At 71.2% G+C, this 20,927-nt stretch carries 20 protein-coding genes; 11 read left to right on the top strand and 9 right to left on the bottom strand.

Features of this window, described 5'->3' with window-relative positions; all coding sequences use genetic code 11:
• Window positions 1-52: 52 nt before the first annotated feature.
• Both ABD747_RS05785 and ABD747_RS05780 read right to left on the bottom strand, forming a co-directional pair.
• On the bottom strand, window positions 53-499 hold the full coding sequence (locus tag ABD747_RS05785) for an HIT family protein (protein ID WP_344802299.1): 447 nt from the start codon (window positions 497-499) through the stop codon (window positions 53-55).
• The gene (locus ABD747_RS05780) at window positions 496-1,071 is read right to left on the bottom strand and encodes a GNAT family N-acetyltransferase (RefSeq protein WP_344802297.1); all 576 of its coding nucleotides are present in this window, start codon (window positions 1,069-1,071) and stop codon (window positions 496-498) included. Before ABD747_RS05780 ends, ABD747_RS05785 begins: the two co-directional genes overlap by 4 nt.
• Before the next feature lie 90 nt (window positions 1,072-1,161).
• Here ABD747_RS05780 and ABD747_RS05775 point away from each other — a divergent pair, with 90 nt between their 5' ends.
• The 3 genes from ABD747_RS05775 (at window position 1,162) to ABD747_RS05765 (ending at window position 5,171) form a co-directional block, all read left to right on the top strand.
• A complete protein-coding gene (locus ABD747_RS05775) occupies window positions 1,162-1,572 on the top strand; it encodes a hypothetical protein (RefSeq protein ID WP_344802295.1) in 411 nt (136 codons plus the stop codon).
• A gap of 21 nt (window positions 1,573-1,593) precedes the next feature.
• Entirely contained in the window at window positions 1,594-3,543 is a 1,950-nt protein-coding gene (dxs, locus tag ABD747_RS05770; protein WP_344802293.1) for a 1-deoxy-D-xylulose-5-phosphate synthase, read from the top strand.
• 101 nt (window positions 3,544-3,644) lie between these two features.
• On the top strand, window positions 3,645-5,171 hold the full coding sequence (locus tag ABD747_RS05765) for an amino acid permease (protein WP_344802291.1): 1,527 nt from the start codon (window positions 3,645-3,647) through the stop codon (window positions 5,169-5,171).
• 58 nt (window positions 5,172-5,229) lie between these two features.
• On the opposite strand, the gene ABD747_RS05760 is transcribed toward ABD747_RS05765, so the two are convergent.
• The 5 genes from ABD747_RS05760 to ABD747_RS05740 form a co-directional block, all read right to left on the bottom strand.
• Window positions 5,230-7,362: a 3-hydroxyacyl-CoA dehydrogenase NAD-binding domain-containing protein gene (locus tag ABD747_RS05760; RefSeq protein ID WP_344802289.1), complete on the bottom strand. Its 2,133-nt coding sequence runs from the start codon at window positions 7,360-7,362 to the stop codon at window positions 5,230-5,232.
• Window positions 7,359-8,585 carry a thiolase family protein gene (locus tag ABD747_RS05755; RefSeq protein WP_344802287.1) on the bottom strand — a complete coding sequence of 409 codons (1,227 nt, stop codon included), beginning with the start codon at window positions 8,583-8,585 and terminating at the stop codon, window positions 7,359-7,361. Before ABD747_RS05755 ends, ABD747_RS05760 begins: the two co-directional genes overlap by 4 nt.
• 121 nt (window positions 8,586-8,706) lie before the next feature.
• Window positions 8,707-9,540, bottom strand: a complete 834-nt coding sequence (locus ABD747_RS05750; protein WP_344802285.1) for a DUF4253 domain-containing protein — start codon at window positions 9,538-9,540, stop codon at window positions 8,707-8,709.
• Window positions 9,541-9,566: 26 nt separating this feature from the next.
• Complete coding sequence (locus ABD747_RS05745) at window positions 9,567-10,832, bottom strand: HRDC domain-containing protein (protein WP_344802283.1); 1,266 nt, start codon at window positions 10,830-10,832, stop codon at window positions 9,567-9,569.
• A complete protein-coding gene (locus ABD747_RS05740; protein ID WP_344802281.1) occupies window positions 10,829-11,416 on the bottom strand; it encodes a DUF3000 domain-containing protein in 588 nt (195 codons plus the stop codon). Before ABD747_RS05740 ends, ABD747_RS05745 begins: the two co-directional genes overlap by 4 nt.
• 78 nt (window positions 11,417-11,494) lie before the next feature.
• Here ABD747_RS05740 and hemE point away from each other — a divergent pair, with 78 nt between their 5' ends.
• The 3 genes from hemE to hemQ are packed head-to-tail and all read left to right on the top strand — an operon-like array spanning window position 11,495 to window position 14,717.
• Window positions 11,495-12,604, top strand: a complete 1,110-nt coding sequence (gene hemE, locus ABD747_RS05735) for a uroporphyrinogen decarboxylase (RefSeq protein WP_344802279.1) — start codon at window positions 11,495-11,497, stop codon at window positions 12,602-12,604.
• Window positions 12,601-14,022, top strand: coding sequence for a protoporphyrinogen oxidase (gene hemG, locus ABD747_RS05730; protein ID WP_344802277.1), 1,422 nt, complete (start codon window positions 12,601-12,603; stop codon window positions 14,020-14,022). Before hemE ends, hemG begins: the two co-directional genes overlap by 4 nt.
• On the top strand, window positions 14,019-14,717 hold the full coding sequence (gene hemQ, locus ABD747_RS05725) for a hydrogen peroxide-dependent heme synthase (protein WP_344802275.1): 699 nt from the start codon (window positions 14,019-14,021) through the stop codon (window positions 14,715-14,717). Before hemG ends, hemQ begins: the two co-directional genes overlap by 4 nt.
• 3 nt (window positions 14,718-14,720) lie before the next feature.
• Here the strand turns inward: hemQ and ABD747_RS05720 are convergent, their stop codons facing one another.
• The gene (locus ABD747_RS05720) at window positions 14,721-15,089 is read right to left on the bottom strand and encodes a hypothetical protein (protein ID WP_344802273.1); all 369 of its coding nucleotides are present in this window, start codon (window positions 15,087-15,089) and stop codon (window positions 14,721-14,723) included.
• A 56-nt stretch (window positions 15,090-15,145) separates the two neighbouring features.
• On the opposite strand from ABD747_RS05720, the gene ABD747_RS05715 reads away from it, so the two are divergent.
• From ABD747_RS05715 to ABD747_RS05700, 4 genes are all read left to right on the top strand, one after another.
• Window positions 15,146-15,751: a hypothetical protein gene (locus ABD747_RS05715; protein ID WP_344802271.1), complete on the top strand. Its 606-nt coding sequence runs from the start codon at window positions 15,146-15,148 to the stop codon at window positions 15,749-15,751.
• A gap of 163 nt (window positions 15,752-15,914) precedes the next feature.
• Window positions 15,915-16,637, top strand: coding sequence for a hypothetical protein (locus ABD747_RS05710; protein WP_344802269.1), 723 nt, complete (start codon window positions 15,915-15,917; stop codon window positions 16,635-16,637).
• Between the two features lie 2 nt (window positions 16,638-16,639).
• Window positions 16,640-18,004: a glutamate decarboxylase gene (locus ABD747_RS05705; protein WP_344802267.1), complete on the top strand. Its 1,365-nt coding sequence runs from the start codon at window positions 16,640-16,642 to the stop codon at window positions 18,002-18,004.
• Window positions 18,005-18,043: 39 nt separating this feature from the next.
• Window positions 18,044-18,712 carry a GAP family protein gene (locus ABD747_RS05700; protein WP_344802265.1) on the top strand — a complete coding sequence of 223 codons (669 nt, stop codon included), beginning with the start codon at window positions 18,044-18,046 and terminating at the stop codon, window positions 18,710-18,712.
• On the opposite strand, the gene ABD747_RS05695 is transcribed toward ABD747_RS05700, so the two are convergent.
• Window positions 18,709-20,361: an MFS transporter gene (locus ABD747_RS05695; protein ID WP_344802263.1), complete on the bottom strand. Its 1,653-nt coding sequence runs from the start codon at window positions 20,359-20,361 to the stop codon at window positions 18,709-18,711. The two genes, ABD747_RS05700 and ABD747_RS05695, sit on opposite strands and share 4 nt — an antisense overlap.
• 153 nt (window positions 20,362-20,514) lie before the next feature.
• Here ABD747_RS05695 and ABD747_RS05690 point away from each other — a divergent pair, with 153 nt between their 5' ends.
• A complete protein-coding gene (locus ABD747_RS05690) occupies window positions 20,515-20,925 on the top strand; it encodes a hypothetical protein (RefSeq protein ID WP_344802261.1) in 411 nt (136 codons plus the stop codon).
• Window positions 20,926-20,927: the final 2 nt, after the last annotated feature.

The following is a 20,927-nucleotide window of genomic DNA, read 5'->3' as shown; positions in this document are numbered from 1 at the left end:
TCCCTACGAGAAGAAATGTGACACACGCCGATGGTCGGCACAAGACCAACGTCTACCGAGGATCCCGCAACGCCTCACGGATCAGTTGCGCGTATGCCTCGATCTCGCCGTCGGCGTATGTCGTTCGTGGCCAGAAGAAGCCGCGCAGTCCGTCGCCCTTCGTCCGCGGCACGACATGGACGTGCAGGTGGGGGACGGACTGGCTGACCACGTTGTTGATCGCGACGAAGCTGCCCTGGGCGCCCAGCGCCGCCGGCAGCGCGGCCGCCACCCGCTGCGCCAGCCCCAGCACGGGCGCGAACAGCTCCGCGGGGAGGTCGAGCAGGTTCGACACGTGCCGGGTGGGGGAGACCAGCACGTGGCCCTTGAACACGGGCCGGTGGTCGAGGAAGGCGAGCAGCTGCTCGTCCCGCCAGACCACCGCCGCCGCGAGCTCGCCGCGGAGGATCCGGCAGACGACGTCGTCGTGCTGGACGGGTTCTACGGCCGGCTCGGTCACGGACGGCCTCCTCGGGGCTCGATCCGACGACTGACGATCCAGGCGTGCTTGCCGACCTGGCGGATCCGCTCGAAGCCGAGGTCCTCCAGCAGTTCGACCGTGCCGCTGAACAGGAACCGGCCCACCGCCTGTCGCCCCGCGGTCGTCTCCGAGATCGCCTCGACCAGCCCGCCGCCGCGCTCGGCGATCTGGTCCAGCGCGGCGGCCACCGCCGTCCGCGCGACGCCTTGCCCGCGGTGTCTCTTGTCCACGAAGACGCACGTGATCCGCCAGTCCGGCAGCGGCGGCGGCTCCTTGTCGTATTCGCGCCGGTGCTTGATCGCGGATAGTTCCTCGGGGTCGCCGTATTGGCACCACCCCTGTGCCGATCCGGTCTCGTCCAGCACGAGGGCAGCGTGGGCCGCGTCCGCGAGCACCCGGTCGCGCTTCGCCTGCCGATAGTCGATCCGCTGCCGGCACTCCGGGTGGTAGCCGATGCACCAGCAGCCACCGTAGACGCCGTTGTTGCGCTCGACCAGATCGGCGAACGCGTCCCAGGTCGACGGGTCGAGCGTGGCCGTCGTATAGGTCATGAGCACTCCTTCCGCAGCCGAGGCCGGATTCATGGTCGGACTCGTCGTCAAAGACTTGCTAATAGAACATTTGTTTGATAATCTCAGAACATGTCCAATCGAGCGTACGCACCACCGGGATGGCCCGACCAGGTCCGGCCGCCCGGCGCGCCGGACTGGGAAGCGACCGCGACGGCGTTCCTGTTCGACTGCTGCCCGCCCGACCTGCGGGGCTTTCAGGTGCTCCGCCGGCAGCCGCTGGTGCTGGTCCGCTTCGCCGACATCTTCGTCCGAGCGCAGCAGGAGGCCGCCGAACGCGGGCTCGCCGAGGTGCGCACGATCCTCAAGGGGCGGGTCGAGCCCTACGTGATCGGCCAGGCGGTCGAGGCGTGGTCGGAGCAGGCGGCCCGGCTGACCCGCACCCGGCGGGCGGTCGGGCTGGTCGAGGAGGCGCTGCTCGGACGTGTCTTCGCGCCCCGCCTCGCGGACCGTCCCCAGCGCGCTCACAGCATGGCGGGGTGACCGGCACGTAAACTCGGGCCCATGCGCCCTGCTCCACCCCGGCTGCTGGAGTCGATCGACGACCCGGCCGACCTCCGCGGCCTCGACGGTGAGCAGCTGACCCAGCTGTCCGCGGAGATCCGGACCTTCCTGATCGAGCAGGTGTCGCAGACCGGTGGCCACCTCGGCCCGAATCTGGGCGTGGTCGAGCTGACGCTGGCGGCCCATCGTGCCTTCGACTCGCCCCGCGAGCCGATCGTGTTCGACACCGGGCACCAGAGCTATGTCCACAAGATCGTCACGGGGCGCCGCGACCTCTTTCCCACCCTGCGCCAGCGGCACGGGCTGTCCGGCTACCCGAGCCGGGCGGAGTCCGAGCACGACTGGGTGGAGAACTCGCACGCGTCGACCGCCTTGTCCTACGCGTACGGCCTGGCTCAGGCTGTCCGGCAGCAGCGGCGGGATGCCACCGTGCTCGCCGTGGTCGGCGACGGCTCCCTGACCGGCGGGATGGCCTGGGAGGCGCTGAACAACATCGCCGCCGACGACGACCTGCCGCTGGTGGTGCTGGTCAACGACAACGGGCGGTCCTACACCCCGACCGTCGGCGGGCTGGCCCGGCAGCTGTCCGGGCTGCGCACCAACCCGCGCTACGAGCAGGTGCTCGACGTCGTCAAGCGCAACGTCAGCCGGGCGCCGCTGATCGGCACCGCCGCGTACGACCTGCTGCACGGCATCAAGAGCGGCCTGAAGGACATGCTCGCGCCGCAGGGCATGTTCGCCGACCTCGGCCTGAAGTACGTCGGTCCGATCGACGGCCACGACGTGCTGGCGGTCGAGCGGGCGCTGGTCCAGGCCAAGTCGTTCGGCGGCCCCGTGCTGGTGCACTGCCTGACCCGCAAGGGCAACGGCTTCAAGGCCGCGGAGGACCACGAGGAGGACCGGTTCCACGCCGTCGGCAAGATCGACGCCCGGACCGGCGAGTCCCTGGCGAGCACCTCCGCGCCGACCTGGACCGACGTCTTCGCCGACGAGATGGTCCAGCTCGGCCGGCTGAACCGGAAGGTCGTGGCGATCACCGCGGCGATGACCTATCCGACCGGTTTGCACGCGTTCGCGGCCGCGTTCCCCGATCGCTGCTTCGACGTCGGCATCGCCGAGCAGCATGCCGTCACCGCCGCGGCCGGGATGGCGATGGGCGGCCTGCACCCCGTCGTGGCGGTCTACTCCACCTTCCTCAACCGCGCGTTCGACCAGCTTCTGCTCGACGTGGCGATGCACCGCTGCGGGGTGACGTTCGTGCTCGACCGGGCCGGGGTGACCGGGCCGGACGGCGCCAGCCACCACGGCATGTGGGACATGTCCCTGCTGCAACTCGTCCCGGGGCTGCACCTGGCGGCGCCGCGGGACGCGACCCGGCTCCGGGAGGCGCTGCTGGCCGCGGTGGCGATCGACGACGCGCCCAGCGTGATCCGCTACTCCAAGGAGCCGGTGCCGGCCGACCTGCCCGCCCTGGACTGCGTCGACGGGGTCGATGTGTTGCTGCGGACCGAGCAGCCGCGGGTGCTCGTGGTCGCCTGGGGCCAGCTGGCCGCCACCGGGATCGCGGTCGGCCAGCGGCTGGCCGACCAGGGGATCGGGGTGACCGTGGTGGACCCGGTCTGGGCGCTGCCGGTGAACCCGGCGCTGCTCCGGCTCGCGTCGGCCCACGAGCGGGTGATTACCATCGAGGACAACGGCATCGTCGGTGGCTGCGGCTCGAGGCTGGCTCAGGAGCTGCGGCTGGCCGACATCGCCACCCCCGTGCGGGAGTTCGGCATCGCCCAGCAGTTCCTCGACCACGGCACCCGGGCGGAGCTGCTGGCCGAGCTGGGGCTGACCCCGCAACAGATCGCGCGCTATGCGGTGGAGACGATGGTCCGCGATCACGACGGGTCCGACGCGCCGCGAGTCGCGGGTGACGACCCGCTCGACCCCGCCCGCCGGCTGTAACTCCCGTCCCATCCGTTACACCCGGGGTCTGTTCAAACCCCTCCGTAGCGTCATATGTTGCTGATCAACCGCCAGCACGGTCGATCGGAGGCGCAGGGGCGATGAGCACGGCGAAACCCGAGGTCAAACGGGGAGTTCTGCGGACCAAGAGTGTCGAACAGTCGATTGCCGACACCGACGAGCCCGAATACCAGCTGAAGAAGAGCCTGACGGCGCTGGACCTGACGGTGTTCGGCATCGGTGTCATCATCGGCGCCGGCATCTTCACCCTGACCGGTCGCGCGGCGGCCACCCTGGCCGGCCCGTCGATCGCGATCAGCTTCGTCGTCTCGGCGGTCTGCTGCGCCCTCGCCGCGCTGTGCTACGCGGAGTTCGCCTCCACGGTGCCGGTGTCGGGGTCGGCGTACACGTTCTCCTACGCCAGCCTCGGCGAGATCATCGCCTGGATCATCGGCTGGGACCTGCTGCTCGAACTGCTGCTCGGTGCGAGCGTGGTCGCCCAGGGCTGGAGCCAGTACGCGGTGGTGTTCATGAACGCACTCGGCATCAACTGGCCCAGTGCCATCGGTCCCGGCGGCGGGGTCGACCTGCTCGCGATCTTGCTGATCGCCGTGCTGACCCTCCTGATCACGGTCGGGATCAAGGAGTCGATGCGGGTGAACCTGGTGCTGGTCGGGATCAAGCTGTTCATCGTCTTGTTCGTCATCTTCGCGGGCCTGTTCTACATCAACCCGGCCAACTACTCGCCCTTCATCCCGCCGGCCACCGGCGGCGGCGAGGCCGCCTCGAGCTGGCTGACGCAGCCGTTGATCCAGTTCGCGTTCGGGCTCGAACCGACCGCGTACGGCGTCGGCGGCATCTTCGCCGGGGCGGCGCTGGTCTTCTTCGCCTACATCGGCTTCGACGTGGTAGCCACCACCGCGGAGGAGGCGAAGAACCCGCAGCGCGACCTGCCGATCGGCATCATCGCCTCGCTGATCATCTGCACGATCCTCTACTGCGCGGTCGCGCTCGTGATCACCGGCATGGTCAAGTACGACCAGATCGATCCGAAGGCGGCCCTGGCGAGCGCGTTCACCGCGGTCGGCAAACCCGGGTTCGCGACCCTCATCGCGGCCGGCGCCGTGGCCGGTCTGACCACTGTCGTGCTCACCTTGCTGATCGGCGCGAGCCGGGTGATGTTCGCGATGTCGCGCGACCACCTGATGCCGCCGGGACTGTCGAAGGTGCACAGCAAGTTCAAGACGCCGTACGTGATCACCATCGGGATCGGCATCCTCGCCGCGCTGGTCGCCGGCCTGACCCCGATCGGCAAGCTCGAGGAAATGGTCAACATCGGCACCCTGACCGCGTTCATCCTGGTCTCGATCGGGATCATCGTGCTGCGCCGGACGCGACCGGACCTGCCGCGGGCGTTCAAGGTGCCGTTGGTGCCGTTCCTGCCGATCCTGTCCGCGGTGATCTGCTTCTACCTGACCATCAACCTGTCGGTGGAGACCTGGCTGCGGTTCGTGATCTGGATGGTGCTGGGCTTCATCATCTACTTCAGCTACGGCTACCGGAAGGCGCGACTGGCCACCGGCGAGACCCTCGCCCAGATGGGCCACACCGAGGGCAGCAAGCTGTAAACCCCGGAGTTGTCAGGTTCTCAGCGCGCTATAGCTCGCTGAGAACCTGACAAGTCGGTCAAGGTCGTGCGGGTTCGGCGATTCCGAGCGGCAGGAAGCGCTGGCCGACGACGCGTTCGGAGATGCCCTCCCGGTCCAGGTAGGGCGTGATGCCGCCGTTGTGGAACGGCCAGCCGGCGCCGAGGATCATGCACAGGTCGATGTCCATCGGGGCCGCGACCACGCCCTCGCGCAGCATCAGCCCGATCTCCTCGGCCAGCGCGGTCACCGCACGCTCGCGGACCTGCTCCGGCGTGCTCGGCGCGTCGCCGACGGTGAACAGGGCGCGGGTCTCCTCCGACACGTACGGCCGGCCCTCGGGCGTCCGGTCGTAGATCCCCGGTCGCTTCGCGGCCACCAGCGCCTGCAAGTTGGGCGACACCGCGAACCGGTCCCCGAACGCGTCGTGCAGCGTCTCGGCGACGTGCAGCGCGACCGCCGGACCAACGAGCTGGAGCAGCGCGAACGGGGTCATCGGCAGGCCGAGCGGTCGGAGCGCGGTGTCGGCCACCTCGATCGGAGTGCCCTCGTCGACCGCGCTGGTCACCTCGCCCATCAGCCGGGTGAGCAGCCGGTTCACCACGAAAGCCGGCGCGTCGTGGACCAGCACGGCGTTCTTGCGCAGTTCCTTGGCCACGAACAGGGCGGTGGCGAGGGTGGCCTCGTCGGTCCGCTCACCGCGGACCACCTCCAGCAGCGGCAGCACCGCGACCGGGTTGAAGAAGTGGAACCCGACGACGCGTTCCGGATGGACCAGCTCCGCGGCCATCTGGGTCACCGACAGCGAGGAGGTGTTGGTGGCGAGGACGCACTCGGGCGAGACGTGCTTCTCCAGCTCGGCGAAGACGCCGCGCTTCACCTCGAGCTCCTCGAACACGGCCTCGATCACGAAGTCGCACTCGGCGTACGCGGCCCGGTCGATCGTGCCGGTCACCAGCGCCCGGAGCCGGTTGGCCTTGTCGGGTGAGATCCGCTTCTTGGCCAGCAGCTTGTCGATCTCGCCGCGGACGTAGCCGAGCCCGCGGTCCACCCGCTCCTGGTCGAGGTCGGAGATGATCACCGGCACCTCCAGCCGGCGGGCGAACAGCAGGGCCAACTGGCTGGCCATCAGCCCGGCGCCGACGATGCCGACCGCCGACACCGGCCGGGCCAGGTTGCGGTCCGGCGCGCCCGCCGGCCGCTTGGCCCGCTTCTGCACCAGGTCGAACGCATACAGCCCGGCTCGCAGCTGCGGGCTCATCAACAGCTCGGCCAGCGCGTCGTCCTCGGCGGCGTACGCGGCCAGCCGGTCCGCCGTCTTGGCGGCGGCGATCAGCTCGAGCGCCTGGTACGGCCCCGGTGCCGCGCCCGAGGTCTTGGCGTCGGCGATCTTCCGGCCGCGCGCGACGGCGGCGTCCCAGGCCTCGCCGCGGTCCGGTTCGGCCCGGTCCACGCTGACGGTGCCGGCCACCACCGCGCCGGCCCAGTCGAACGACCGCTCCAGGAAGTCGGCTCCGTCGAAGATCGCGTCGGCGATACCGAGGTCGTACGCGGCCTTGCCGGTGAGCATCGTGTTGTTGTTCAACGCGTTCTCGACGATCACGGTCACGGCCTTGTCGGCACCGATCAGGTTCGGCAGCAGGTAGGCGCCGCCCCAGCCGGGGAACATGCCGAGGAAGCACTCCGGCAGGCCGATCCCGGCGGCGGCCGCGCTGATCGTGCGGTATCGGCAGTGCAGGGCCAGCTCCAGCCCGCCGCCGAGCGCGAGGCCGTTCACGAACGCGAACGTCGGGACGGGCGCGGTGTGCAGCTTGTCGAACACGGCGTGCCCGATCCGGGCGATCGCCCTGGCCTGGTCGATGCCGGTGATCTTGGGCACGCCGGAGAGGTCCGCGCCGGCCGCCAGGATGAACGGCTTGCCGGTGACGATCAGCGCGGCCACGTCGTCGCGGGCCAGAGCGGCGTCGATCGCGGCGTTCAGTGCACCGAGACTGCGCGGGCCCAGGGTGTTCGGCCGGCTGTGGTCGAACCCGTTGTACAGCGTGATCACCACCGCGGTCGCGCCCGGATTGTGGGGGAGCGCGACGTCGCGGCTGATGGCCCGGGTGACCACCTCGTCGCCGGCCACGGCCGACGCCTGATCGATCAGCGCGGACAGGTCTTCGGGGTTCACAGATCGGCCTCTTCCTCTTCGGCACCGAGCTCGAGCTCGCGGTAGGCGGGGTTCTCCCAGATCACGGTCCCGCCCATGCCGAGACCGATGCACATCGTGGTGAGGCCGTAGCGGACCTCCGGGTGCTCGCGGAAGGCGCGAGCCAGGTGGATCATCAGCCGGACACCCGAGCTGGCCAGCGGGTGACCGAGCGCGATCGCGCCGCCGTACGGGTTCACCCGAGCGTCGTCCGCAGCGATCTCGAAGTGGTCGAGGAAGGCCAGCACCTGGACCGCGAACGCCTCGTTGATCTCGAACGCGCCGATGTCGTCGATGCTCAGCCCGGCCTTGGCCAGCGCCTTCTCGGTCGCCGGGATCGGCCCGACTCCCATCACCTCGGGATCGACGCCGGCGAAGGCGTACGACACCAGCCGCATGGCGATCGGCAGCCCCAGCTCGGTGGCCACGGACTCGGCCGCGACCAGGCAGGCGGTAGCGCCGTCGTTGAGACCGGCCGCATTGCCGGCGGTCACCCGGCCGTGCGCCCGGAACGGGGTCCGCAGGCCGGCCAGCCCCTCGACCGTGGTGCCGGCCCGAGGCGGCTCGTCCGCGGTGGCCAGCCCCCAGCCCAGCTCCTCGCTCGGGGTGGCGACGGTGACCAACGACTCCTGGATCACGCCGTCGGCGTACGCGGTCTGGACCCGGTCCTGGCTCAGCACGGCGAAGGCGTCGGCACGGTCTCGGGTGATCGTGGGGTAGCGGTCGTGCAGGTTCTCCGCGGTGCTGCCCATGATCAGCGCCGACGGGTCGACCAACTTCTCCGCCACGATCCGCGGGTTCGGATCGACGCCCTCGCCCATCGGGTGCCGGCCCATGTGCTCGACCCCGCCGGCGATCGCCACGTCGTAGGCGCCGAACGCGATTCCGGAGGCGACCGTGGTCACCGCGGTCATCGCGCCGGCGCACATCCGGTCGATCGCGTAGCCCGGCACCGAGCGGGGCAGACCGGACAGCAGCGCCGCCGTCCGGCCGATGGTCAGGCCCTGGTCGCCGATCTGGGTGGTGGCCGCGATCGCCACCTCGTCCACCTGCTCCGGCGGCAGCTCGGGGTGGCGGCGCATCAGCTCACGGATGCAGTTGACCACAAGATCGTCGGCGCGGGTCTCGGCATACAGCGAGCCGGCCTTGCCGAAGGGAGTACGCACGCCGTCGACGAAGACGACGTCTCTGAGTTCACGAGGCACGGACACATATTACTCGCCAGTAACATCGGTGCGTGCCAGCCGGCTTTGACGCGTTTTCACCGCTCGATCACCGATTTGGGGCCAAAACGGGCCCTGGGGGCGTTCGAGCGGCAGATTTGCGTCAGACCTCCTCGTCCTCCGACCCGTCGCCGTCCAGGGAGGCCCAGTTGAACCAGCAGTCCCATTGGCCGCCGGTGACGTGGCTGACCCACTGCTCCAGCGGCTCGCCGTCGGTCGGATCCACCAGCTCGGGGCAGTAGCCGACCAGTTCGAGGGTGGCGGCCCAGGCGGTTTCCCTCGTCTGCGGCGGCCGGGTGGACCGCAGGATCAGGCTGTCGAGGCTCATCGCGAACGGCTCGACGCCGTACAGGCCGGCCCAGCGGCGCAGCACCAGGCTGTGCTGGGCGCCGTAGACCTGGTGCTTCCGGCCACCGTTCCAGCCGAGCACCTCCGGCACCAGCCAGGGCGCGGGCGCCGGGACCAGAATGACGTCGACGGCGCTGATCTGGTTGAACGGCTGGGTGCGCTTCGGCTTGCCGAAGATCGGCCACCCCAGCGATCCGGTGCACGGGATCTGGTCGGCCAGCGGGTACGAGCCGCCCCACAGCCGGCGGGTCAGCCACTCGGCGCCACTGGCCGCGGGTTCGCCGCCACCGACCGCCGGCTCGCTGACCGAGGGCCAGGCCCATTCCAGGTCGAACAGCAGCGGCCACCAGCCGGTTTCGGGATAGGCCTCCCACCAGGTCTGCCATACGTCGAGCGGCGTGTCGGTGTCCGGCGCCGTGTACGTCCAGATCCCGACCCCGGTGCTCGGCACGACCCGCGCCTCCCAGTCCGGGCCGGGCGGCGCGAGCGGTCGCGTCGGCGGCAGGCTCAGTTCGGGGTCCGGCACGAACTCGATCCGGTCCACGCCGATCGTCCGGCCGGAGTTCCAGGGACCTCTGCTGCGCGGCATGCGCAGCATTGTGCTGCTGGTGGGGTTCAGCCGGCGAGCGCGTCGACGAGCAGCGGAACGGTGAGCTCGCGCTGCCACGCCCGGGCACCGAAGCCCTCGAGGGTCGCGTCGATACTCGCCGCGGTCGCCGGCACCGGCGGCCGCCAGGCGAGCCGGCGCAGGTAGTCCGGGGTGAGCAGGTTCTCCGCCGGCAGCTCCACCTCGGCGGCCCGCTGGGCCAGCGCCTCCCGGGCGGCCGCCAGCCGCGCCGCCGCCGCCGGGTCCTTGCTCTGCCACATCCGCGGCGGCGGGGGACCCTCGCTCGGTCGATGCATCGGCGGCAGCTGCGACTCCGGCAGCCGGGCCGCCCGGCGCAGCGCCGCCAGCCACTCCGCGTCGAAGCGCCGCGCCTGCCGCCGGGTGAACCCGGGAACACGGCGGAGCGCGGCGGCGCCGGGGTCAGCCGCGGTGGCCAGTTCGGTGATCGCGACGTCGGCCAGCACCCGACCCGGCGCCCGGTCCTGCTCGCGCGCGATCTCGTCCCGGGTGGACCAGAGCTCGGCCACGTACGCCAGCTGCCGGCGGGTGCGGACCTTGTGCATCCCCGACGTACGCCGCCACGGATCCTCGCGGACCGGCGGCCTGGTGCCGGCGCCGGCGACCAGGGCGGCGAACTCCTGCCGGGCCCACTCGTCCTTGCCGGCCTCGGCCAGCCGCGCGGTCAGCGCGTCGCGCAGCTCCACCAGCAGTTCCACGTCGAGCGCGGCGTAGTTCAGCCAGTCGTGCGGGATGGGACGGGTGGACCAGTCGGCCGCCGAGTGCTCCTTCAGCAGCCGGACGCCGAGCAGCTCCTCCAGCATGGTGCCGAGCGCGACCCGCGGATAGTTGAGCAGCCGGGCGGCCAGCTCGGTGTCGAACAGCGTTCGGGGCACCAGGTTGACCTCGGCCAGGCAGGGGAGGTCCTGGTTGGCGGCGTGGATCACCCACTCCGCGTCGGCGATCGCGTCGCGCAGCGTGCCGAGATCGGCGGGCTGACCGTAGGCGACCGGGTCGATCAGGTGGGTGCCGGCACCGGCGCGCCGCAGCTGCAGCAGATAGGCCCGCTGGCTGTAGCGGAAGCCGTGGGCCCGCTCGGCGTCGACCGCGACCGGTCCGTGCCCGCCGGCCAGCGCGGCGATGGTCCGGGCCAGCTCGTCGCCGGTCTCGTCCACCACGGGCAGGCCGTCCCGCGGAGCGGTCAGCACGGGGACGTCCGGCTCGGGCACGTCCTGTTCCAGGGGCTCGCCGGCGGTATCGATCTCCGGGTCGCTCACCGGCCGCGTCGAGACGGCATCGGCACCACGCCCGCCGGCAGCGGCGGCAGCCCGGCGGTCGTACACAACAGCTCGCCCCAGGCGCTGAGATGGGCGCCCAGTCCGGCGCCGTCGGTCAGCTGGGGGGTCCAGGACGCCCGGACCTCGACCTCGGCCCGGGCCGGCTCGTCGGCCATCGTCCCGAAGGACTCGCTGGACACCGACGTGACCGTCCCGCTGGGCGCCACGAACGAGGCGTCGTGCCCAGCCAGCGCGTCCAGCAGCCAGGACCAGCCGACGCTGGCCAGCAGCGGATCGGTGACCATCTCCGGGTCCACGTCGGCGCGGGCGAAGGTGACGCAGCGGAAGGTGCCCTGCCACGCGGCATTGCCCGCCGGGTCGTGCAGCAGCACGAGCCGGCCGCTGCCGACCTCCTCGTCGCCGACCATCACGTCGGCGGTGATAGCGGCGGAGAAGGGGGCGATGCGCTGCGGCGCCGGCATCTCGGTGACCACCAGCTCGGGGCGCCAGCTCGCGGCCAGCAACTCCTTCAGCGCGCGTCGGAAGGCGGCCGGTGCCGGTGTAGCGTCCGATTTCGCTCCCACGCGTCGAGGGTAGTCTTCACCTGCCCGGCGTACGTGGCTCGACGCGCCGACGAAACCGACCAGAGGAGGACGCCCGACGTGTCGTCACGCGCACCCGGCGGCGAGTCCTCGGTGTTCCTGGCGGCTTGCCGGCGCGCCCATCACGACGACGAGGTGCCGGTCTGGTTCATGCGGCAGGCCGGCCGCTCGCTGCCGGAGTATCGGGCCGTCCGCGCCGGGATCGGCATGCTGGACAGTTGTCGCCGACCCGACCTGGTGGCCGAGATCACCCTGCAGCCGGTCCGCCGGTACGGCGTGGACGCCGCCATCTTCTATTCCGACATCATGGTGCCGCTCGCCGTCGCCGGGGTAGGTGTCGACATCGTCGCCGGCACCGGGCCGGTGATCGCGCAGCCGGTCCGCACCGCCGCCGATCTGGAACGGATCCGCCCACTGGACCCGGACGACCTCGGCTTCGTCGAGGAGGCGGCCCGGCTGATCGTGGCTGAACTCGGCGACACCCCGCTGATCGGCTTCGCCGGCGCGCCGTTCACGCTGGCCAGCTATCTGGTCGAGGGCGGCCCGAGCCGGGACTACGCCCGGACCAAGGCGCTGATGGTCGGCCGGCCGGAGCTGTGGCACGACCTGTGCCGGCGGCTGGCCGACGTGTCGGCCGCGTTCCTGGCCGCCCAGGTCGCCGGCGGCGCGCGAGCCGTCCAGTTGTTCGACTCCTGGGCCGGCGCGCTGGCGGTCGCCGACTACGTCCGCTACGTCCAGCCGCACTCGGCTGCGGTGCTGCACCGGGTCCGCCGGCTCGGCGTGCCGGCGATCCACTTCGGGGTGGGCACCGGAGAGCTGCTGGTCCCGATGGCCGCGGCCGGCGCCGACGTGATCGGCGTCGACTGGCGGGTTCAGCTGGCGGAGGCCTCGGCCCGGGTGGGGCCGTCGTACGCGGTCCAGGGCAATCTCGATCCCGCCCTGCTCGGCGCGCCCTGGCCGGTGCTCGCCGACCGGGTCACCGCGGTGCTGCGCTCGGGTGCCGAGTCGCCCGGGCACGTGTTCAACCTCGGTCACGGGGTGCCGCCGGACGCCGATCCGGACGTCCTCGGCCGGATCGTCGAACTCGTCCATGCCGAGGGCGCCGCGATCCGGCGGGAGGCCCGGCTCCGCCGACCGGCGGTGGCGGCCCCGGCCGGAGTCGCGCGGTGAGCCCCCAGCCGCACGTCGCGGTCATCGGCGGGGGCGTCGCGGGCTTGGCGGCCGCTCGACGTCTCGCCGCCGGCTGCCGGGTGACAGTGCTGGAGAGCTCACCCCGGTTCGGCGGGAAGCTGGCGCCGTTGTCGCTGGAAGGGGTCCGGCTGGACGCCGGGGCGGAGTCGTTCCTGGCCCGCCGCCCGGAGGCGGTCGATCTCGTCCACGAGCTCGGGTTCGGCGTGATGGTGGTGCACCCGACGGCGGAGAAGCCGCGCGTGCTGATCGGCGGCCGGCCGGTGCGGGTGCCGCCGAGCCTGCTCGGCGTCCCGACGGATCTGGCCGCGCTGGCCGTCGTGCTGAGCGACGAGGGCTATGCCCGCGCCGCCGACGAGCCACGCCGCGAGTGGGGACCGCTGCCCGACGACATCGCGATCGGAGCGGTCGTCGACGACCACTTCGGTGCCGAGGTGACCGACCGGGTGCTCGAGCCGATGCTCGGCGGGGTGTACGCGGGCCGGTCCCGCGAGCTGTCCTTCGCCGCCGTCGCGCCCGACCTGTTCGAGCGGGCGCGGGCCGGCGGGTCGCTGCTGCACCACGCCCGCGCCGCCGCGCGCTCCGACCAGGACGGGCCGGTCTTCGCCGGACTCGCCGGCGGCGTCTCCCGGCTGGTCGACGCGCTGGTCCAGGAACTGCGACGGCACGGAGCGACGCTGCGCAGCGGCGCGACCGTGCGCTCGCTGCGACGCCGGACCGGCGGCGGGTTCGAGCTGGCAGTCGGCGCGGCGGGCGAGGGCGCGTCCGGCACCGCGGCCGCCGTCGAGGTCGACGCGGTGGTGCTGGCGACTCCGGCACACGCGTTCGCCCGGCTGCTGTCCGAGGCCGTGCCGGCCGCCGCCGAGTGGGCCGACGTGCCGTACGCGTCGGTCGCCGTGGTGACCCTGGTCGTCCGCGACGTCCGGACCGAGGGATCCGGGCTGCTGGTACCGCCGGGGGTGTTGCCGACGATCAAGGCGGTCACCCACAGCTCGGCCAAGTGGGCGTGGGTCGCGGAGGCGGCGCAGCGGCGCTGGGGCCCCGGCGTGTCCGTGGTCCGGGCCAGCGTCGGCCGGGTAGGCGAGGAGGCGCTGCTCCAGCTGCCGGACGAGGCGCTGCTGCAGCGGACGTACGCGGAGGCCCAGGAGCTGCCGGGCTGGTCGCGCTCACACCTGGTCACCGGTCACGTCAGCCGCTGGGGCGGCGGGCTGCCGCAGTACCTGGTCGGCCACCGCCAGCGGGTCGCGCGGCTGCGCGCGACGCTGGCGGCCGAGCCGGGGATCGCGATCTGCGGAGCCGCACTGGACGGCGTCGGCATCGCCGCCTGCGTGGCGTCGGCGAACCGGGCCGCGGAGAAGATCGAGTCGGAGCTGGCCGGCTGGCCGGAGGGAACGGAATGAGCGAGGCGGGCGGGATGAAGGCGCGCGAGATCAACGAGACGATCCGCTACACGATGTGGTCGGTCTTCCGCTTCGAGCGGGGGCTGGAAGACGAGCCGGCGAAGGCGGCGGCGACCGCGCTGGAGGCGATCGCCGCGGCGACCGACGGTCAGGACCTGGCCGTCCGCGGCTGGTACGACGTCGCCGGGTTGCGCGCCGACGCCGACCTGATGGTCTGGTGGCACGCGCCGGCCTCGGAAACGCTGCAGGACGCGTACCACGCGCTGCGCCGGTCGTCGCTCGGCAGCAGCCTGCGGCCGGTCTGGTCCCAGCTCGCGCTGCACCGGCCGGCCGAGTTCAACAAGGGCCACGTGCCGGCGTTCATGTCCGGCGAGGCGCCGAAGAAGCACCTCTGCGTCTATCCCTTCGTCCGGTCCTACGAGTGGTACCTGCTGCCCGAGGAGGAGCGCCGCTCGATGCTGGTCGAGCACGGCATGCTGGCCCGGCCGTTCCCCGACGTGCGGGCGAACACCGTGGCGTCCTTCGCCCTCGGCGACTACGAGTGGATGCTCGCCTTCGAGGCCGACGAGCTGCACCGGATCGTCGACCTGATGCGTGAGCTGCGCGGCGCGGCGGCCCGCCGACACACCCGCGAGGAGATCCCGTTCTACACCGGCCGGCGGCGCGAGCTGGAGGAGATCGTCGCGAGCTGGTGATCCTCAGCCGGCCCGGGCGACGCCGTGCCGGGCCATCACCTGGTCGACGAACTCGCGCAGCACCGGTTTGGCGTCCACGTCGCCGAACTTCACCTTGATGCTGCCCTTGCCGAAGCTCGCCCGCGGCAACCGCAGCCGGAACGCCTCGATCAGGTCGAACTCGATCGCGTGCAGGGTGAAGTGACTCTTCGCCGCGGTGAACATGACATAGCCGTCGGTGTAGGTCCGGCCGAACTTGAACATCGGTCGTTGCCGGAACATGGTCAGCTGCAGCGACGGGTACGCCGCCCCGACGTAGTCGGTGAACTCCGCTACCCAGGTCCGGGCCGGCTCGTCCAGCTCGGCCAGGTAGGCCTCGAGCGTCTCGATCACGACCCGATTATCCTGGGTCGGCCCCGACCGGACGAGACAGCTGGAGACCGCCGACGATGAAACGCTGGACCATGATCGCGGTCGGCGCCGTGCTGGCGCTGTCGGCCTGCTCCGGATCGTCGGAGCAGCCGTCACCGGCCGCGTCGAGCGGGACGTCGCCGACCGCAGCGGCGAGCGCGGCGCTGACGCCGGGCTCGTCCACGCCCGCGGCCGGGCAGGCGAGCGCGTCGGGCCAGCCCTGCCCGAAGGGCCAGCCGGCGGGGACGTACCGGCTGGAGCAGTTCGCCGGACAGGGCCAGTCCGGGATCGGCGTCGGCAAGGGCGGCGACGCCACGATCGACTTCACCGACGGCGACTACGTGCTCACGTCGAAGGGCGACAAGCCGTTCGCGCTGACCGTGGCCGGCAAGGGGCAGGCGGACCTGTTCGTGGACGGCACCGTGAAGGGCACCTACACCACCAGCGGGACCACCCGGCACTTCAAGGTCGGCACGGCCAAGGGCACCGCCTATCTGAGCAATGCCGCCGGCGAGCGCAGCGCCCTCGACTTCGCCCAGGTGGCCAGCGTGATCGGCCTGAACGGGGACCTCGCCGCAGCCTGCTCCGGCGACCGGCTCGCGCTCGCCGGCACCGCTGCCCTGTTCTCCCTCAGCAAGGCCTGACCGATCTCCCTCAGCAAGGCCTGACCGATCTCCCGTTCGGCACGGTGCGATCGGGCTGCGAGCGAGACGTCGGAGATGCCCGCCGGTTCGCCCCTCGCGGGTGAGGCGAGCGGCCGGGCGGCCCGCGATACTTTGTCCCGGCGCGCGACGACAGGAGAGCAGCATGCGGGTCACGCCGGTGCACCTGAACAGTGCGATCGCCGGACTGTTCATGATCGGCTCCAGTTGCTTCGCGCTGGGCTCGATCCCGGCGTACGTGAACGCCGTCGGAGGCCCGATCGACGGCATCACCTACTTCGTCGGATCGATCTTCTTCACCTCGGCGTCCTTCCTGCAGCTGGTGCAGTCCCAGACCCCGGCGGCAACCGAGGTCGACGCGGCCAGCGCCACCCGGCCGACGCCGCTGCGCTGGTGGGCCTGGCTGCCGCACGACCGAGCCTGGCTGGCGGCGATCACCCAGTTCCCGGGAACGCTGTTTTTCAACATCAGCACGGGCGCCGCCCTGATCCACAACGCGACCGTGGCCGAGGAGCAACGCTATGTCTGGCGTCCCGACATCTACGGATCGATCCTGTTCCTGGTCTCCAGCTTCTTCGCGCTGCTCGCCGTCGCCGTGGTGAACGGCAGTCGCCGGCACACGTCCGGCTGGCGGATCGGCTGGTGGAACATGGCCGGGTCGATCCTGTTCATGGCGTCCGCCCTGGCCAGTTTCATCCTGCCCAGCGGGGAGCTGGTGAGCACCCGGATCAGCGTGGCGGGCACGTTCGGCGGGGCGGTCTGCTTCCTGGTCGGAGCCGCCTTGATGTTTCCGGCCTGGCGGGCCGCCCTGCACCAGACACAGTCCAGCCGGCCGAGTACCGGCCGGCCGATCGAGAGGAACTCATGACCATGGACGACCAAGCGGCCGCGGCGCTGTTCGGCAACAGCTTCGCGATCGAGGAGGTCCCGAGCCGGACGTTCCCGGACGACGGGATGAGTGCGACGGACGCGATGCGTCTGGTCGCGGAGGATCTCGCCATCGAGGGTGATCCGGGCCGGAACCTGGCGACTTTCGTCACCACCTGGATGGAGCCGCAGGCGCAGCGGGTGATCGCCGACAACCTGCACCGCAACTTCATCGACCACGCGGAGTATCCGCGGACCGCGGAGATCGAGCAGCGCTGCATCCGGATGCTGGCCGACCTGTTCCACGCCCCCGGAGAGACGACGGGCGCGCGCACCCAGGGCTCGTCCGAGGCGATCATGCTCGGCGCCTTGTCGCTGAAGTGGAAGTGGAAGGAGCGCCAGCAGGCGGCCGGGCGGCCGATCGACCGGCCGAACCTGGTCTTCGGCGCCGACGTCCATGTGGTCTGGGACAAGTTCTGCCGCTACTTCGACGTGGAGCCGCGGATCGTCCCGCTGCAGCCGGGCAAGTACACGATCGGTCCCGAGGACGTCGAACCGCATCTGGACGAGAACACGATCGGGGTCGCCGCCGTGCTCGGCACCACGTTCACCGGGCACAAGGACGACATCGTCGGGATCAACGACCTGCTGCTGACGATCAAGAGCACGCGCGGCCTGGACATCCCGATGCACGTCGACGGGGCGAGCGGCGGCTTCGTCTGGCCGTTCCTGTATCCGCACTCGGAGTGGGACTTCCGGCTCGAGCAGGTCCGTTCGATCAACGTCTCCGGGCACAAGTTCGGCCTGGTCTATCCGGGCATCGGCTGGCTGGTCTTCCGGGAGACCGCGGACCTCGCCAAGGACCTGGTGTTCGAGGAGAACTACCTCGGCAAGACCGACGCGACGTTCACGCTGAACTTCTCCACCGGGTCGTCGATGGTGCTGGCGCAGTACTACAACTTCGTCCGGTACGGCCGCGCCGGTTACGGCTACATCATGCGCAACATGCAGAAGAACGCACAGGTGCTGGCCGAGCGACTTCGCGACCTCGGCCGCTTCGATCTGATCGGAGCGGACCAGGAGCAGCTGCCGCTGGTGGCGTTCCAGCTGAGCGGCGACAACGCCTTCGACGAGTTCGATCTGGCCTGGCAGCTGTCGGCCGAGCGCGGCTGGATGGTGCCGGCGTACACCCTGCCGCCGGACGCGCAGGACGTGACGATCATGCGCGCCCTGGTCAAGCAGACGCTCAGCCGCGAGCATGTGGACACGCTGGCGCGCGACATCGCCGACGCCTGTCAGACTCTGGACCGCAAGGGTGGCGCGCACGAGTCAGAACGCGCGCAGATGGTGACCGGCCCCGGTCACTGAGGCGACGCCTGCAGGAGCGACCAGAGAGGTGAGCAGTTCGTGATCGGTGCCGTCGGCCAATTGCTGCCGGTTGCGCTGGCGGCTGCCCTGAGCTCGGTGCCGATCACGATCATGCTGCTGATCCTGCTCTCACCTCGCCGCCGGTCGGCCGCCCTGCCCTTCATGATCGGGTGCGTGCTCGGGATGCTGATCGTGGTCGTGGCGGCCACGATCGCGTCCCAGGCTCTGCCGCCGGCCAGAGCGCACCGCGCGGACCGGACCCTGGCGGTGATCGAGGTGACGGTGGGGCTCGCCCTGATCGTCTTCGGTGTGCGCAGCTGGCGCCGGCATCTGCACGCCACCGAGGAGCCCCGGCTGCCGAGCTGGGCCGCCGCGGTGGATCATCTGGGCCCGATCAAGGCGTTCGGGGTCGGGCTGATCATGGCGTTTCGGCCGAAGAACCTGCTGTTGGCCGCGGTCATCGGCCTGCAGCTCCACGTCAGTTCGCTGAAGGCCACCGCCAGCCTGGCCCTCGGCATCTGCTACGTCGTGCTGGCCACCTCGACGGTGACCATCCCGATCCTGGCGACCCTGCTCGCCCCGGCACGGATGGAGCCACGGCTCGGGACGGCATCGAAAATGCTCGCCACCGACGGCCCGATCGTCAGCGCGGTCGTGCTGATCGTGCTCGGCCTGGTGGTGGTCGGTGCCGGGCTCCAGTCCTTCTAGGACTCCGCCGGCGGCGGGTCGGTGCTCGCCCGGCCGGTGGAGGAGGCCGGCTCGATCGGCAGCAACCGGGTCAGGAAGGTGGCCAGCACGGCCAGCACGGCCAACACGGCGAGACTGGTCCGCAGGCCCTGGATTCGCGCCTGCGTGTTGACCTCGACGATCGCCTGCGCCTGGTCGGCCGGCACTCCCGCCTGTTCCAGGGCCGTATCGAGCTGGCTGTCGGAGACGAACGGCACGCCGGCGGCGAGCTGGATCTCGGCCGCGCCCGAGACCTGCTCGGACAGCGACGGGTTCTCGGCGATCCCGGCCAGCACGCTGGCGGTGAGAACCGAGATCAGCACCGACCCGGCGAGGGCGGTGCCGAGCGAGGCGCCGAGGTTGGTGCAGGTGTTCTGCAGCCCGCCGACCTCGCCGCTCAGCTCGTCCGGCACGGCCGAGACGGTGACCGCGCCCAGCTGCGAGGCGAGCGCGCCGACCCCCAATCCGGCCAGCAGCAGCGGCACGGTGACGATCTCGGGGCCGGCGCCGACCTCGAGCGCGAGGATCAGCGACACGATGCCGGCGAGCAGGGCGATCAGGCCGCGGCCGACGACCCGGCGCGGCGATGCCGTGGGCCACAGCCTCGGCACCCCGACCGCGGCCAACAGCAGCGTGATCGACAGCGGAAGGAGCCGGACACCGGTCTGCACCGCGCTCAACCCGAGTGCGACCGACAGATACAGCGGGATGGTGAAGAACAGCCCGGCCTGCAGCAGGAACTGGAAGAAGAACATGGTCAGCCCGCCGACCAGCTGGGAGTTCTTCAGCATCCCGACCGACACCAGGGGATCGCCGCCACGGGCACCGACCCGCGCCTCCCACCACAAGAACACCCGGACGATGACCAGGCCGGCCACGATCAGGCAGACCGTCAGCGAGAGGCCGAGCACCGACGGGGCCCCCGCCTTCGGCCGGACCCAGCCCCACTCCGCGGAGCGCAGCACTCCGAACACCGCGATGCCCAGCCCGACGGCGGACAGCACCACCCCGACCAGGTCGATCCGGTGTCCGGCCTCGGCGGGCAGGTCCTGGATCCGCCGGGTGAGCAGCAAGATCACCAGGACGATCACGACCTCGCCGGCGAAGACCAGCCGCCAGGTCAGGTACGTCGTCATCGCGCCACCGATCAGCGGACCGGCCGCGACCGCGATGGCGCCGGCAGAGGCGACCAGACCGTAGGCCCGTGGTCGCTGCTCGGCGGCGAAGTTGGACGCGACCAGGGCGACGATGGCGGGCATGATCAACGCGGCCCCGACGCCTTCCAGGAAGGACCAGCCGATGATCAGCACCGGCAGCGACGGGGCCAGTGCGGTGGTCAGCGACCCGCAGCCATAGATCACGCAGCCGATCGCGAACGCGCGTCGCCGCCCGATCATGCTGCCGATCTTGCCGCCGGTGATCATCAGGGTGGCCATCACCAGGGTGTACAGCGTGATCGCGGTCTGGATCCCGGTCACCGTCGTGCCGACGTCCTCGGCGACCTGGGCGATCGAAACGTTCATCACCGAGCTGTCGAGGGTCATCAGGAACTGGCCGGAAGCCAGCGTGAGCAGGACGATCGAGAATCCACCCGCAGCCTTGTCGACCACCGGCGACGAGCTCACGGACATGCGTACCAGCCTCCTCTGACCCTTGCTGATGATCGGACTACCACGGGTCACGGCGGCGGGTCCAATGCCGCCGGACGCGCCGAGCGCAGCAGCCGGACACGTTCACCCGGCTCGGGTGACGCCGTGCGGGCGTGCACTCGGCAGTCTTGGGTCATGAGCGAGGTGGCGGCGGAGGCGGGGACCGCGCCGCTGCGGACGTACGAGATCGGCCTGGTCGGCGACGTCGCCGATCGGGTCCGGTCGCTGGCACCCGGTGCCGAGGTGCACTCGACCGACCCGCTGACCGTGTTCTGGCGGCACCCCCGGCGCCCCGACGAGGTCGACACCTTGCTGCAGGCGCTGTCCAGTCTCGGCATCGCACCGCGTGAGCTGTACGAGTCCGCCGACTACTGCGAGGTGCGGATCGACGGCTGCCTCGGCACGGCCATCCTGCATCACCTGCGCTGGTCGCACCGCTTGGTGCAGACCACCGTCGTCCGCGTCCGGCTCTCCCACGACGCCCTCCGCACCACGCTGCGGCAACTGGCCGACGTGGGCCGGCTGGACTATCTCCTGGCCTGCTGACC

The organism is Microlunatus ginsengisoli (genome assembly GCF_039537205.1).
GTDB classification, from domain to species: domain Bacteria; phylum Actinomycetota; class Actinomycetes; order Propionibacteriales; family Propionibacteriaceae; genus Microlunatus; species Microlunatus ginsengisoli.
Note: the sequence above shows the minus strand (reverse complement) of the source record. Positions and strands in the feature narration are given on the sequence as shown.

Coding starts and splice junctions, on each gene's coding strand:
- ABD747_RS05780 (WP_344802297.1), bottom strand. CDS start 1,071: ATGACCTATACGACGGCCACGCTCGACCCGTCGACCTGGGACGCGTTC.
- ABD747_RS05775 (WP_344802295.1), top strand. CDS start 1,162: ATGTCCAATCGAGCGTACGCACCACCGGGATGGCCCGACCAGGTCCGG.
- dxs (WP_344802293.1), top strand. CDS start 1,594: ATGCGCCCTGCTCCACCCCGGCTGCTGGAGTCGATCGACGACCCGGCC.
- ABD747_RS05765 (WP_344802291.1), top strand. CDS start 3,645: ATGAGCACGGCGAAACCCGAGGTCAAACGGGGAGTTCTGCGGACCAAG.
- ABD747_RS05750 (WP_344802285.1), bottom strand. CDS start 9,540: ATGCCGCGCAGCAGAGGTCCCTGGAACTCCGGCCGGACGATCGGCGTG.
- hemQ (WP_344802275.1), top strand. CDS start 14,019: ATGAGCGAGGCGGGCGGGATGAAGGCGCGCGAGATCAACGAGACGATC.
- ABD747_RS05715 (WP_344802271.1), top strand. CDS start 15,146: ATGAAACGCTGGACCATGATCGCGGTCGGCGCCGTGCTGGCGCTGTCG.
- ABD747_RS05710 (WP_344802269.1), top strand. CDS start 15,915: ATGCGGGTCACGCCGGTGCACCTGAACAGTGCGATCGCCGGACTGTTC.
- ABD747_RS05705 (WP_344802267.1), top strand. CDS start 16,640: ATGGACGACCAAGCGGCCGCGGCGCTGTTCGGCAACAGCTTCGCGATC.
- ABD747_RS05695 (WP_344802263.1), bottom strand. CDS start 20,361: ATGTCCGTGAGCTCGTCGCCGGTGGTCGACAAGGCTGCGGGTGGATTC.
- ABD747_RS05690 (WP_344802261.1), top strand. CDS start 20,515: ATGAGCGAGGTGGCGGCGGAGGCGGGGACCGCGCCGCTGCGGACGTAC.